Annotated in this window: 12 protein-coding genes; 10 read left to right on the plus strand and 2 right to left on the minus strand. The window is 41.4% G+C overall.

The window, feature by feature from the left end; genetic code table 11:
* Positions 1 to 35: 35 nt before the first annotated feature.
* The gene (nadK, locus tag ACRCA4_RS06205; protein WP_433185686.1) at positions 36 to 917 is read right to left on the minus strand and encodes an NAD(+) kinase; all 882 of its coding nucleotides are present in this window, start codon (positions 915 to 917) and stop codon (positions 36 to 38) included.
* Positions 918 to 1,043: 126 nt separating this feature from the next.
* On the opposite strand from nadK, the gene hrcA reads away from it, so the two are divergent.
* The 3 genes from hrcA to ACRCA4_RS06220 all read left to right on the plus strand — a co-directional run bounded on the left by hrcA (position 1,044) and on the right by ACRCA4_RS06220 (position 5,718).
* Positions 1,044 to 2,060, plus strand: a complete 1,017-nt coding sequence (gene hrcA, locus ACRCA4_RS06210) for a heat-inducible transcriptional repressor HrcA (RefSeq protein ID WP_433185689.1) — start codon at positions 1,044 to 1,046, stop codon at positions 2,058 to 2,060.
* A gap of 42 nt (positions 2,061 to 2,102) precedes the next feature.
* Positions 2,103 to 2,684, plus strand: a complete 582-nt coding sequence (grpE, locus tag ACRCA4_RS06215) for a nucleotide exchange factor GrpE (protein ID WP_433185692.1) — start codon at positions 2,103 to 2,105, stop codon at positions 2,682 to 2,684.
* Positions 2,685 to 2,961: 277 nt separating this feature from the next.
* On the plus strand, positions 2,962 to 5,718 hold the full coding sequence (locus ACRCA4_RS06220; RefSeq protein WP_433185695.1) for an FAD-binding and (Fe-S)-binding domain-containing protein: 2,757 nt from the start codon (positions 2,962 to 2,964) through the stop codon (positions 5,716 to 5,718).
* 115 nt (positions 5,719 to 5,833) lie between these two features.
* Here the strand turns inward: ACRCA4_RS06220 and luxS are convergent, their stop codons facing one another.
* Complete coding sequence (gene luxS / locus ACRCA4_RS06225; protein ID WP_433185697.1) at positions 5,834 to 6,343, minus strand: S-ribosylhomocysteine lyase; 510 nt, start codon at positions 6,341 to 6,343, stop codon at positions 5,834 to 5,836.
* A 234-nt stretch (positions 6,344 to 6,577) separates the two neighbouring features.
* Between luxS and dnaK the strand changes: the two genes are divergently transcribed.
* The 7 genes from dnaK to ACRCA4_RS06260 all read left to right on the plus strand — a co-directional run bounded on the left by dnaK (position 6,578) and on the right by ACRCA4_RS06260 (position 13,439).
* Positions 6,578 to 8,491, plus strand: coding sequence for a molecular chaperone DnaK (gene dnaK, locus ACRCA4_RS06230; protein WP_433185700.1), 1,914 nt, complete (start codon positions 6,578 to 6,580; stop codon positions 8,489 to 8,491).
* 60 nt (positions 8,492 to 8,551) lie between these two features.
* Positions 8,552 to 9,688: a molecular chaperone DnaJ gene (gene dnaJ / locus ACRCA4_RS06235; RefSeq protein ID WP_433185703.1), complete on the plus strand. Its 1,137-nt coding sequence runs from the start codon at positions 8,552 to 8,554 to the stop codon at positions 9,686 to 9,688.
* Positions 9,689 to 9,796: 108 nt separating this feature from the next.
* Complete coding sequence (locus tag ACRCA4_RS06240) at positions 9,797 to 10,597, plus strand: M48 family metallopeptidase (protein WP_433185706.1); 801 nt, start codon at positions 9,797 to 9,799, stop codon at positions 10,595 to 10,597.
* Positions 10,598 to 10,738: 141 nt separating this feature from the next.
* Positions 10,739 to 11,350 (plus strand): hypothetical protein, encoded by a 612-nt coding sequence (locus tag ACRCA4_RS06245; protein ID WP_433185709.1) that lies wholly within the window; start codon positions 10,739 to 10,741, stop codon positions 11,348 to 11,350.
* Positions 11,351 to 11,354: 4 nt separating this feature from the next.
* Positions 11,355 to 11,540, plus strand: coding sequence for a hypothetical protein (locus tag ACRCA4_RS06250; protein ID WP_433185712.1), 186 nt, complete (start codon positions 11,355 to 11,357; stop codon positions 11,538 to 11,540).
* Positions 11,533 to 12,384 (plus strand): HprK-related kinase A, encoded by an 852-nt coding sequence (locus tag ACRCA4_RS06255; protein WP_433185715.1) that lies wholly within the window; start codon positions 11,533 to 11,535, stop codon positions 12,382 to 12,384. Before ACRCA4_RS06250 ends, ACRCA4_RS06255 begins: the two co-directional genes overlap by 8 nt.
* Positions 12,378 to 13,439, plus strand: coding sequence for a nucleotidyltransferase domain-containing protein (locus ACRCA4_RS06260; protein WP_433185718.1), 1,062 nt, complete (start codon positions 12,378 to 12,380; stop codon positions 13,437 to 13,439). Before ACRCA4_RS06255 ends, ACRCA4_RS06260 begins: the two co-directional genes overlap by 7 nt.
* Positions 13,440 to 13,441 lie beyond the last annotated feature (2 nt).

Here is a 13,441-nt window from a genome sequence, read left to right on the forward strand (position 1 = left end):
TTTATACCTGAAATTACCCCTTAGCAAGTGTCTTTTTAATAAAGTTTACTCCCCCAGCCGAGCTTATTTCTAAGGACATGAAAATAGCTATAACCTGGTGGGTGTACTAAGCGCAATGGGGTTGGGTGTTTGCGGATATAGATATCATCACCGGGCATTACGGCTAAAATAACATGGCTATCGCAACTAATTTGTAGATGGGCATCATTAGTGCTAGCTACTTTTAAGCGAATTTCACTACTGCCAGATACCACTAAAGGCCGGCTACTTAAGGTATGGGGAAACATAGGTACTAAGCTTACGGCGTCTAAATCTGGTGTTAAAATAGGCCCACCACCTGACAAAGAATAAGCGGTTGATCCCGTTGGTGTGCTAACAATTAGACCATCAGAACGCTGAGAAAATACAAACTCATCATTTATATAGGCTTCAAATTCAATCATATGCGCTACTTTATCTGCATGTAATACAGCTTCATTAACAGCGCTATTGCTACTTTTGAGTACGCCGTGACGGTGCACGGTAATTTCTAATAAATTACGCTTTTCAATGACAAAATTGCCCGCAAGAACATCATTTAGTGGTTGTTCAAAATTTTCTGGAGCTAAATCGGTTAAAAAGCCTAAATTGCCACGGTTAACGCCTAGCACAGCAATATCGAATCTGGCTAATACTCTGGCTGCACCTAACATATTGCCATCACCACCGACGACAATAGCAAGATCACATTTTTCACCTAGATCGACTAAATCTAAAATTTGTGCATGGGGTAAGTCTAACGATTCGGCGACACGTTGTTCTATATAAACAGTTAACCCTTTAGCTTGTAAAAAGTGATATAGGCTTAGCAGGGTTTGGTTTGCCCCAGCATGATGTGGCTTACCAATTAGACCTATTGTTGTAAAAGCATTAGACATAGAAAATTCCTTACACAGCATAGTAGCAGTATAGCCTTAGCCTTAATCAGACACTAGTCGCAATTTTACCTTGATTCAGTAATAACAGCCCCCATATAACCTTTACATTTGTACTAGGAAGTAGGCATGACATTAACGCTAAATCGTTCTGAGCTAATACTTAAGTTGATAGTTGAGCAGTATTTATTAGATGGCCAACCGGTTTCTTCTAAGTTATTGGCCCAGCATGCTGAATTAGCGGTAAGCTCGGCAACAGTACGCAACTCTATGATGCAGCTCGAGCAACAAGGTCTTATACGTTCGCCTCATACGTCTGCCGGGCGGATCCCAACCAGTAAAGGTATTCGCTTTTTTATCGATAACATGATGCAGTTAGAACCCTTGTCTGCCATGTGGAGTTCAGAGATCCAACGCAAGTTATCTGCTCAATTACCCGTTTCTTTATTATGCCAACAAGCGGGCCAGTTAATCACTAACTTAACTGGCTTTGTCGCAATTATTAGTGCGCCTAAAGAACAAGGACGGATGGTAAGACAAATAGATCTAGTTCGCTTAGCCAGTGATAGATTATTATTAGTAGTCATAGATGAAGATGGTGATATCTTACATAGAGTATTACATTGCGAACAGGCGATTGATCCAACCACATTAAGCAAGGCATTATGTTTATTAAACGCGGCCTTAAGTGGCGGCCAGTGGCAAGACGGAATAGAGCGGCTAGGTAATGTTGTACGCACAGAAACGGGGTTGTGTGAACATTTATTACGTAAGGTGTTAGGCCAGCTAAGCCTTGATGAGTTGCAGCAACACCAGCCTATTATTTTTGGTCAGCATCAGTTGCTACTAACACCAGATTATCAACAAAGCCCAGCCTTACAGCAAGTAATGCAGTTACTAGAATACCCTGATGGTTTAATGTCGTTATTACAAACGATTACTAAAGACGACGCGCCAAAATTGCTGCTGGGTAAAGAATCTGGTTTTGCTGAATTGGCAAATGTCAGTATTATAGCGCAACGATATCAGGCTGAGCCGCAGCGCTTTGTCGCATTATTAGGACACAGACGAATGGATTATGGCCGTTTGATACCGCTTGTTAGCGCTTGTGCTAGACAATTAAGTTTGCACTTGAATCGGCGATAAGTATCCCCATAATACACCTACATAATTTGGGAGTAGTAAGATATGACAGAGCAACAACAGCCAAACGACGTAAAAACTGAGCAAACTGAGCAAACTGAGCAAACGAACGAGCAAGCTGAAAACGTAGAGCTTTCAGCAGAGCAAGATATTATTACTAAATTAGAAACCGAGTTAAGCCAAGCACTGGCTCAGCTAGCCGAGCAAAAAGATTTAATGCTTCGCATTAAAGCCGATGCTGATAATACACGCCGCCGTGCAACTTTAGATGTAGAAAAAGCGCATAAATTTGCCTTAGAAAAATTTGCTTCTGATTTATTATCTGTCGCTGATAATTTAGAGCGTGCTCTAGAGTTTGTTGACCGTGAAAATGAACAGCTAAAAGGTTTTGTAGAAGGTGTTGATTTAACCTTAAAGGGCTTTTTAGATGTGGTGGCTAAATATGGTGTTAATCAAATTAACCCACAAGGTGAGCCATTCAACCCAGAGCTGCATGAAGCAATGACCACGATGCCAACAACAGAGTTTGCGCCAAACACTGTTACTTTTGTTATGCAAAAGGGCTATGAATTAAATGGTCGTTTATTACGCCCCGCAATGGTAGGTGTTGCTAAAGCGCCAGAATAAATCTGCGGTTATTAGCAATAAGTTAAGCAGTACCTTGTAGTAAAAAATGACATTAATAACGACAACCTGACTTGCGGCTAAAGCTGACAAGTCAGGTTGTCGTTTTTTTGCTAACCTTAGTTAGCTTGTCATCCTTTCTTTATTTTTTTATCCTGTTGAGTCTGTTTCGCCTTCTAAGTTAATTCTGCCTTATTGCTTTACAATCAAAATTTATACAAGCAAAGTTAGCCTGCTTACTATTATTGATCATAATGGCTTACTGGTCACCGAGGTAGAAATGTTATCCCCGCAGTTTATAAAATCAGTTAAAGGGGTAATCCCAAGCGAGCGCTATTTTGATGATGCTATAGCTAGGCTCGCTTATGGTACTGATGCTAGCTTTTATCGCTTAGTTCCTAAATTGGTGCTGCGGGTAGAGACTGAACTTGAAGTAATCAGTCTTATTAAATTAGCCTATCAGCACCGAGTGGCTATTACATTTCGTGCTGCTGGCACCAGTTTGTCAGGGCAGGCTGTTACTGATTCAATATTAATCGTATTAGGCGAAAACTGGCAGCAGCGAGAAGTTCGAGGCTTAGGTGAGCAAATTCGCTTGCAGCCTGGGGTAATTGGCACTGATGCCAATACCGTACTGCGCAAGTTTCAGCGTAAAATTGGCCCCGATCCCGCCTCGATTAATAGCTGCAAAATTGGCGGCATTATTGCTAATAATGCCAGTGGTATGTGTTGTGGTACGGCGCAAAATAGCTTTCAAACTTTAGCCGGTATGCGGCTAGTGCTGTTCGATGGCACTGTGCTAGACAGCGAAGATGCTGCTAGCGTTACGGCATTTAGGCAAAGCCATGCCAGTTTATTAGCCGCATTAAGCCATTTAGCCGAGCAAACCAAGGCTAATACCGCATTAACGGCTAAAATTCGCCATAAGTATCGTTTAAAAAATACCACCGGCTTTTCGCTGAATGCGCTAACTGAATTTACCGATCCTATCGATATATTGCTGCATTTAATGGTGGGCTCAGAAGGCTGCTTAGGTTTTATTAGCTCAGTAACCTTAAATACAGTGCCAGATTATCCTAATCGTGCTACTGCCTTGTTAGTGTTTCCGAATATAGAGCAATGCTGCGAAGCGGTTAGGCTGTTAAAGCAACAACCGGTTGCAGCCGTTGAATTGCTCGATAGGCGCAGCTTAAGCTCTATTGAGCAAAAAGCCGGCATGCCTGCGTGGATAAAGCAATTGTCTTATTCAGCCAGCGCCTTACTTATTGAAACCACAGCCGCCTCAGCGACAGGGCTACAACAGCAAATACAACAAATAAACACAGCACTTCAAGGCTATGCGCTTGAACAAAAAGTTGAGTTTAGTACTGATCCTAAGATCTACAATCAGCTATGGGCTATTCGTAAAGGCACCTTCCCCGCGGTGGGCGCTGTGCGTGAAACCGGCACTACCGTTATTATTGAAGATGTTACCTTTCCAGTTGAAAAACTAGCGCAAGGGGTATCTAGGTTACAGCAGCTGTTTGCGCAGTATCAGTATAATGAGGCAATTATTTTTGGCCATGCCCTTGAGGGCAACTTGCATTTTGTTTTTAGCCAAAGCTTTGAGCAACCGCAAGAGGTAAAAAGATATGCTGCCTTTATGCAGGCCGTAACTCAATTAGTGGCGGTAGAGTTTAACGGCTCATTAAAAGCCGAACATGGCACTGGCCGTAATATGGCACCTTTTGTTGAATTAGAATGGGGCAGCGACGCTTATCAGCTTATGTGGCAAATTAAGCAGCTGCTCGATCCGCAATCACTGCTTAATCCCGATGTGGTGTTAAGTCATAACAAGCAAATTCATTTACAAAACTTAAAGCCTTTACCGGCAACAAATTCTTTAGTCGATAAATGCATTGAATGTGGTTTCTGTGAGTCGGTTTGTCCGTCACGTAAGCTAACTTTAACACCAAGGCAGCGCATTGTAATTCAGCGTGAAATTACCAGCCTTAACCGAACGGGGGCTAATAAACAGCGCGTCAAGCAGCTAACCAAAGCTTATGAATATCAAGGCAATGATAGCTGCGCCGCTTGCGGAATGTGTCAAACCGCTTGCCCGGTAGGGATAAACACCGGTGATTTAACTCGCCAGTTAAGGGCAACTAATAACCGGCGCTGGCAAGGGCTGACTAAGCTAATGGCTAGCCAATTTCGCCTTATGGCTCAAGCCGCACGCTATGGCTTAAGCCTTGGTAATACTTTACCTAAAATACTGCCTTTTTGGCATCAGGCTATGCCTAGTGCTTATTATATGCAGGCAAATCAGCACAACAATACCACTCAGTTAACAGATGAGCTTACGCCTATTATTTATCTGGCTAGCTGTACGGGCCGAGTTATGGGGCCGATGGCGACTAGCCAAGATAAGCGAAGTTTAATTGAGGTAATGCAATCGTTGTTAGCCAAAGCGGGTTATCAGCTTATTCTCGCAGAAGGTATTGATAGTCAATGTTGCGGCATGCCGTTTCATTCTAAGGGCCAATTTGCCGCAGCCGAGCAAAAACAGCAACAGCTTGAGCAATGGTTACTTAAGGTTAGCGACAAGGGAAGTTTACCTATTCTTTCTGATAGCAGCCCCTGTAGCTTAACCTTAAAGGCTAAGCTAGATGCGCGGTTAAAACTGTATGACAGCGTCGATTTTTTAGCAGATTTTGTGCTACCTAAATTACAACTCACTAAGTTATTAACTCCAGTCGCCTTGCATTTAACCTGTAGTGCCAGTCAACTTAACCAAGCCGATAAGCTAAAACTGTTAGTGGCAGCCTGTACTGAACAGCGAGTGATCCCTGAAGGCATTAGTTGCTGCGGCTTTGCTGGTGATAAAGGCTTTGTGCTACCAGAGCTTAATGCTTCTGCCTTAGATAATTTAAAACCACAAGTTGCAGCTTGTATTCAAGGCGTGTCTAGTAGCAGAAGCTGCGAGATAGGGCTGTCTAGACACAGTGGCATTGACTATCAACATATCGCCTATTTGTTAGATAGCTGCGCAAAATAATGTTGAGTGTTGAGTGTTGAGTTTGAGTTAAAGCAGAAAGGTGGCTGTTCGCTTTGCGAACTTGTTACAGTCTACTCAGCAACGGCCTATTGTCATTGCTGAGTAACGGCTTGGCTTATAGGGTTTTTAAAATGGTTTCTGGCAGAGCTAATTCATCGTTTTGGTTAATACCAACACCACGATTAATAATATTCTCTGCAATTTGTTTTGCTTCATCTAATGAATGCATTTGCGCCGTACCGCACTGATAAATATTCAGCTCTGGAATATCGCTTTGTTTAGATACATTTAATACATCACGCATAGCTGCTTGCCATGCGGTTGCAACAGCGGCTTCGTCTGGGGTGCCAATTAAGCTCATATAAAAGCCAGTACGACAGCCCATAGGAGAGATATCAATAATTTCGATATCATCACTATTTAAATGATCACGCATAAAGCCGGCGAATAAGTGCTCTAGAGTATGAATGCCTTTTTCAGATAAAATCTCTTCATTAGGTACACAGAAGCGTAAATCAAAAACGGTAATTGCATCGCCTTTGGGGGTGTTCATTTTTTTAGCGACACGCACAGCTGGCGCTTTCATAATGGTATGGTCAACAGTAAAACTATCTAGTAATGGCATAAAATAAAACCTATTTTCAGCTTAGCAATGAAGGGCATTATAGTCAGGTCTGCTAACAGAAGTTAACCGTTTTTGCTGTTTAAGCCTTAAAAAACACAGCAACTAGGTCTTTTTAAACAAATTTCAGTAAAAAATAAAAAAAATTAGTTGAATAACCTTGAATGAAACAAGGGCTATCCCCATTAACTGTTCAACGCAATTTTTAATTGTTCAGAATATAAGTGGAGAGCAGTTATGGGTAGAATTATTGGTATAGATTTAGGTACAACAAACTCTTGTGTAGCAGTACTTGACGGCGATAAGCCACGCGTACTAGAAAATGCCGAGGGTACACGTACTACACCTTCAATTATCGCTTATGCCGACGACGGTGAAGTTTTAGTAGGTCAGCCAGCAAAACGTCAGGCTGTAACTAACCCTAAAAACACCTTATTCGCAATTAAGCGTTTAATTGGTCGTCGTTTTGAAGACGAAGAAGTACAACGCGATATTAAAATTATGCCTTTTGCTATTGTCAAAGCAGATAATGGTGACGCTTGGGTTGAAGTTAAAGGTAAAAAATTAGCCGCACCGCAAATTTCAGCTGAAGTCTTGAAGAAGATGAAAAAAACAGCTGAAGATTATTTAGGTGAAGAAGTAACAGGTGCCGTTATTACCGTTCCTGCTTACTTTAATGATGCACAACGTCAAGCGACAAAAGATGCTGGCCGTATTGCTGGTTTAGATGTTAAACGTATCATCAACGAGCCAACAGCAGCAGCATTAGCTTACGGTATGGATAAAAAGAAAGGCGACACTAAAGTAGCAGTTTACGACTTAGGTGGTGGTACTTTCGATATCTCAATTATTGAAATTGATGATTTAGACGGCGAGCAAACCTTCGAAGTATTAGCAACTAATGGTGATACTCACCTAGGTGGTGAAGACTTTGATAACCGTTTAATCAACTACTTAGTTGAAGAATTCAAAAAAGAGCAAGGCATTGACTTGCATAACGATCCGCTTGCTATGCAACGTTTAAAAGAGTCTGCAGAAAAAGCGAAAATTGAATTGTCTTCAGCATCGCAAACGGAAGTCAACCTGCCATACATCACCGCTGATGCATCAGGTCCAAAACACTTAAATATTAAAGTAACGCGCGCTAAATTGGAGTCTTTAGTTGATGATTTAATTCAACGTACTATGGAGCCATTAAAGCAAGCATTAAAAGACGCAGACTTAAGCGTAAGCGAAATCAACGATATTATTTTAGTTGGTGGTCAAACGCGTATGCCTAAAGTACAAGAAGCAGTAACTGCTTTCTTTGGCAAAGAGCCGCGTAAAGATGTTAACCCAGATGAAGCTGTAGCAGTAGGTGCGGCAGTTCAAGGTGCGGTATTATCAGGTGATGTGACTGACGTATTATTATTAGACGTTACGCCATTATCTTTAGGTATCGAAACTATGGGTAGCGTAATGACAGCACTAATTGAGAAAAACACGACTATCCCAACGAAGAAGTCGCAAGTGTTCTCAACAGCAGAAGATAATCAGTCAGCGGTAACTATCCATGTGTTACAAGGTGAGCGTAAGCGTTCTTCTGATAATAAGTCTTTAGGTCAGTTTAACTTAGAAGGTATTCGCCCAGGTCGTCGTGGCGAGCCGCAAATCGAAGTAACATTCGACTTAGATGCTGACGGTATCTTACATGTATCGGCAAAAGATAAAGATACAGGTAAAGAGCAGAAAATCACTATTAAAGCTAACTCAGGCTTAAGTGATGAAGAAATCGAAGCAATGGTACGTGACGCTGAAGCGCATGCTGAAGAAGACAAAAAGTTTGAAGAGCTAGTGCAAACGCGTAACCAAGCCGATGCTATGGTGCATGCGACTCGTAAGCAATTAGAAGAAGCGGGCGATAGCTTAGCAGCAGAAGATAAAACGGCTATTGAAACTGCAATTGCTGAGTTAGAAGAGGCCTTAAAAGGTAGCGATAAAGCCGCTATTGATGAGAAGTCTCAAGCCTTAATGCAAGCGTCGCAAAAGCTGATGGAAGCTGCACAAGCTAAAGCCCAAGCTGAGCAAGGCGCAGATGCAGGTCAGCAAGCTGATTCAAACGACGACGTCGTTGACGCCGAGTTTGAAGAAGTTAAAGACGACAAGAAGTAAGATAAGTTTAACTGGGCTGAGGTTACTCAGCCCCTCAACATAAGAAGTTAGCACTAAGCTATGTCGAAGCGTGACTATTATGAAGTATTAGGTGTCGCTAAAGACGCCGACGAAAAAGCTATCAAAAAGGCTTATAAACGCCTCGCTATGAAATTTCACCCTGACAGAACCAAGGGTGATAAGGCCATGGAAGAGAAGTTTAAAGAAGTCCAAGAAGCCTATGAGATCTTGTCGGATGAGCAAAAGCGGGCAGCCTATGATCGCTTTGGTCATGACGGCGTTGATCCTAATCGTGGCGCTAGCGGTTTTGGCGGCGGAAATGCTGATTTTGGCGATATTTTTGGTGATGTGTTTGGCGATATCTTCGGTGGCGGTGGTCGTCGTGGACAATCAAGAGCCCAACGCGGATCTGATTTACGCTATAACCTAGAATTAAGTTTAGAAGAAGCTGTACGGGGTAAATCGGTCGATATTAAGATACCGACCATGGCAAGTTGCGATATATGTGATGGCTCAGGCGCTAAAAAAGGCACCTCGGCTAAATCATGTTCAACTTGTAATGGCGCTGGCCAAGTTACTATGCGTCAAGGTTTCTTCGCTGTGCAACAAACCTGTCCAACCTGTAATGGTCGCGGTAAGGTTATTCCTGACCCATGTAAAAAATGTCATGGTGAAGGCAGAGTTGAGAAAACCAAAACATTATCAGTTAAGATCCCAGCTGGCGTAGATACAGGTGATCGCATACGTTTAACCGGCGAAGGTGAAGCCGGTATGCATGGCGCACCAGCAGGTGATTTATATGTACAAGTACATGTAAAAGAGCATGCTATTTTTGTACGCGAAGGTAGCAATTTATACTGTGATGTACCTCTTAGCTTTACCACGGCAGCCTTAGGTGGCGAAATTGATGTCCCTACTTTAGACGGCCGAGTTAAATTAAAAGTGCCAGCTGAAACCCAAACAGAAAAAATGTTCCGTTTGCGGGGTAAAGGTGTGCAATCAGTCCGTGGTGGCGGTGTTGGTGACTTAGTTTGTAAAGTGGTTATTGAAACGCCAGTAAACCTAAGCGATAAACAAAAAGATTTATTGCGCCAATTAGGTGATAGCATGGCAGGTGATGCCGAAGCTAAACATAGACCTAAATCAAAAGGCTTTTTTGATGGTGTTAAAAAGTTTTTTGATGACTTAACCAGCTAGGTTAAAAGAGAAAAAACCACCTTCGGGTGGTTTTTTTTTCTTTACCAGATAAAATTATCTATACTGACATTTGGAATAGCTACTTATTAGCAAACATAAGGAATAAAAATGTTAAAAACAACGGCGCTGGTTACTGCAACAGTTTTATTATTAGCATCATGTGCTGAATCACCAACCGGCCGTCGGCAAGTTATGTTATTTAATGATGCCGAACTTAGTAAAATGGGCGCACAATCGTTTGAGCAAATAAAAGCTGAAACGCCAACTTCTAAAGATCGTAACACGATCCAATATGTCCAATGCATCACAGGCGCATTAATCAATGTCACTCCGGCTGAGTATGCGCGGCAAAATTGGGAAGTGGTTGTATTTGATAGTGAACAAGTTAATGCCTTTGCCTTACCTGGTGGTAAAATTGGTATCTATACTGGTTTATTAAAGGTAGCTGAAAATCAATCTCAGTTGGCAGCTGTAGTTGGTCATGAAATTGCTCACGTAATGGCAGGGCACAGTAACGAACGCTTATCAACGAACCAGTTTGTACAAACGGCCATGACACTTAGTAGCACAGCGATGAAGGCTTACCAAGTGCAATATCAAAACGAGTTAATGACAGCCTTTGGTATAGGTGCACAACTAGGTGTGACCTTACCTTTTAGTCGAGCTCATGAAACCGAAGCTGATATTATAGGGTTAGATTTAATGGCTAAAGCTGGCTTTGAACCAAGACAAGCTGTTAATTTATGGCAAAACATGGCGGCAGCCGGGGGCGGAGGTTCAATAGAAATTTTATCAACGCATCCGTTACCAGAAAATAGAATAACTGCAATCCGAAAAGAATTACCCGTGGCAATGAAGAGCTATAACGAGCGTAAGGCTAGGGCTGCATTACCTCAGTGTCGTTTATAATAGCTGTCAGCTTGTTTTACACTTTTAACGCTAAGTGTTAATGAGTTTTATAGACCATCAATATAATCAGTTGCTTAGCTTGATGGTCTAATTCTTGCTTAAATATTAATATGACAATGTTGTAAGCTTTAGGATGAGATTATGGAACCTATTGATAATAAGGAAGTTAAATCGACTCAAGCTAGCCGTCGTAAATTTTTATTACATGTAGGCATTGGTAGCTTGCCTGTACTGCTTACATTAAAAAGCAAAGCGGCTTGGGGCACCAGTACACTTAATTGCTCTCTCAGTGAAAATGCATCACAAATGCAATCTGTTCAGCCTGAAAAGTATGAGGCATGTAAACAGGGTTTAGATTCTCACGGCAGTGCAAAACGCTACTTTGATAATGTTTCTACCTTAGTGGCAGGTGGCAAAGGCGGTTACTTTTATAAACCAAAGCATATAACTATTGCTGCTTGGTCTAAACAGTGGAATGGCATCAAAATATATCAAGATACCAAATTTAGTGATGTTTTTGATGGTAGCTTCACTGGTACATTGGATGAGGCGGTGAATTTAAAAAAATCTAATTCACTTTTACGTAATATAACAGCTGCTTTTTTACATTCGTTATATTATCAAGAAACGGGGCAAAGTAGTAATTTCCCTGAACCATATGAAATTGTTAATGCGTATTTAAATTCAGTTACTACAGCACAAAAACAGCAGTTAGATGCATTGCTGGTGTATTATATAGACGGTAAAACTTAAAATAATGGATGAGTACCTTGGCTACGCTGCTTGGTTAATCCAGCAAAATACAGATCAAAGCACTCAACAATTATCTGCCACAGGTATAACTTTTGCAGATAAAAGCAGGGTGCTTTTTTCATTACTAGATCATACTACCTGTATAGATACAGCCGTTGATCTTGATCCTGTGGAGTCGAGTCTTGACTGAGTTTGCTATTCACACAGCCCCATTTTCAGTACTCGTATCTAATCAAAGTCGTCAGTTATTTACTGCTTTAACAGAACTCTATCCTTTAGACTTTATCGCTAAACCTAAGCCGAATTGTATTTATGATTTTTGCCTTAATGTTCAACGCAAATGGGCAGGTTGGGGCAGACCTTATCATATCTCTGCTGGCCAACAACACTTTCGTATGACGGACCCAGGACAATTAGTCCCGGTATTCGAATGGGGGCTTAATTGGTGTATTGCCTCATATCAGCATCAGTACTTAGCAATCCATGCTGCTGTATTAGAAAAACAAGGTAAAGCGTTAATTATGCCCGCTCCACCTGGGGCAGGAAAAAGTACTTTATGTGCTGCTCTGATGTTAGAAGGTTGGCGTTTATTATCTGACGAGATGTGTTTAGTTGACTTAGAAAATGGCTTAATAGTGCCTTTTGTTAGGCCGGTAAGTTTAAAGAATCAATCTCTAGACTTAGTACAGTCTTGGTATCCAGAAGCCAATATTAAACAAATTACCACAGGTACCACTAAGGGCACTGTGGGGTATTTATTACCTAGTCAAGCTAGTTGGTGTAGTTACCAAAAAACAGCGCACGCAACTTGGGTGGTTTTTCCTCAATATAATGCCGAGCAAACAGACCTACAATTGAGCAAAATGTCTCAGGCTGACGCATTTATGCATTTAGCAAACAATTCATTTAATTACGCGGTGTTAGCAGAGCAAGGTTTTAATGCGTTAGGACAGTTATGTCAGCAAATTAGCGCATTCAGATTAGAATATGCGGATATTAAACAGGCCCTGAATGAGTTAGAACAATTATGCTAAATCAGCCTGTATTATGTTTTTTCACAAATCCGACTGACTTTATTCAACATGCGACTGCGCGAGACTGGACTTTATTTTTACAACAAGCCAGAGAGCATGGTTTAACAGCAAGATTTTATTATCTATTACAACAAAAGGCACTTCTTGAGCAGGTGCCGGATCAAGTACGCTTACATGGCAAATCAGCCGCGATTTATGCAAAAAAGCAGCAGCATTCGTTATATTTCGAGCTGCAGCAATTAGAGTCACTGTTTTCTGATGCAAAGTGTCCCTGCATCTTGCTTAAAGGGGCAGCCTACCGAGCTTTAGCCTTGCCTGTTAGTATGGGAAGGCTTTTTGCAGATATCGATATTCTGGTGCCTGTAGAGCGAGTTAAGCAGATCAGAGATAAATTGTTTTTTAGTGGTTTTTCCGAAGGAACTATTACTGATTATGATCGTGATTATTATCTTAATTGGTCACATCAAAACCCGCCATTACAGCATTATCAACGCGGTACTGTGATAGATTTACATCACCATATTTATCCAACTGCATCGGCAAAAAAAATTGATATCGCGCCTATTTTTACGCATGCGAACACTATAGATGGTTCTGTATTTAAAGTGCCTATGTCTGCACATTTATTTATTCATGCTGCGGTACATTTATTTTACCAAGAAGAAAGCCATAAACTGCTAAAAGATGTGATTGATTTAAATGATTTGCTACTAGATGTTGCAGAGCAACAGCAACTTAAGCTGTTAATCGAGCAAGCTAGGCTGATGGCAGTACAGCCTGCTGTGATCAATGCCTGTTGGGTGCTAGCTAAGTTATTTAATAATAAAGCTGCACAAAGTGTACTGATTACAGCCCCAGTCAAAGCACAATCTTTTGTCTGTAAACTGGTGCTGTTAATGTTACAGGGCTCGTCATTTGAAGCATGGCTAGCTAGGCAGATTTGGTTTGTTCGAGGGCATAATTTAAAGATGCGCTGGCAAATTTTGCTTTATCACACTCTAGCTAAACCTATTGCGTTAAGCAGAAACTGGTTAACCCGTGTATTTGGTCATTAACA

Origin of the sequence: Rheinheimera sp. WS51 (genome assembly GCF_050936095.1) — a bacterium.
In the GTDB taxonomy this organism is placed as follows: Bacteria; Pseudomonadota; Gammaproteobacteria; order Enterobacterales; family Alteromonadaceae; genus Alishewanella.

Excerpts from the sequence above, each read along its gene's own strand:
- nadK (WP_433185686.1), bottom strand. The coding sequence starts at position 917 with ATGTCTAATGCTTTTACAACAATAGGTCTAATTGGTAAGCCACATCAT.
- hrcA (WP_433185689.1), top strand. The coding sequence starts at position 1,044 with ATGACATTAACGCTAAATCGTTCTGAGCTAATACTTAAGTTGATAGTT.
- grpE (WP_433185692.1), top strand. The coding sequence starts at position 2,103 with ATGACAGAGCAACAACAGCCAAACGACGTAAAAACTGAGCAAACTGAG.
- ACRCA4_RS06220 (WP_433185695.1), top strand. The coding sequence starts at position 2,962 with ATGTTATCCCCGCAGTTTATAAAATCAGTTAAAGGGGTAATCCCAAGC.
- luxS (WP_433185697.1), bottom strand. The coding sequence starts at position 6,343 with ATGCCATTACTAGATAGTTTTACTGTTGACCATACCATTATGAAAGCG.
- dnaK (WP_433185700.1), top strand. The coding sequence starts at position 6,578 with ATGGGTAGAATTATTGGTATAGATTTAGGTACAACAAACTCTTGTGTA.
- dnaJ (WP_433185703.1), top strand. The coding sequence starts at position 8,552 with ATGTCGAAGCGTGACTATTATGAAGTATTAGGTGTCGCTAAAGACGCC.
- ACRCA4_RS06240 (WP_433185706.1), top strand. The coding sequence starts at position 9,797 with ATGTTAAAAACAACGGCGCTGGTTACTGCAACAGTTTTATTATTAGCA.
- ACRCA4_RS06245 (WP_433185709.1), top strand. The coding sequence starts at position 10,739 with ATGGAACCTATTGATAATAAGGAAGTTAAATCGACTCAAGCTAGCCGT.
- ACRCA4_RS06250 (WP_433185712.1), top strand. The coding sequence starts at position 11,355 with ATGGATGAGTACCTTGGCTACGCTGCTTGGTTAATCCAGCAAAATACA.
- ACRCA4_RS06260 (WP_433185718.1), top strand. The coding sequence starts at position 12,378 with ATGCTAAATCAGCCTGTATTATGTTTTTTCACAAATCCGACTGACTTT.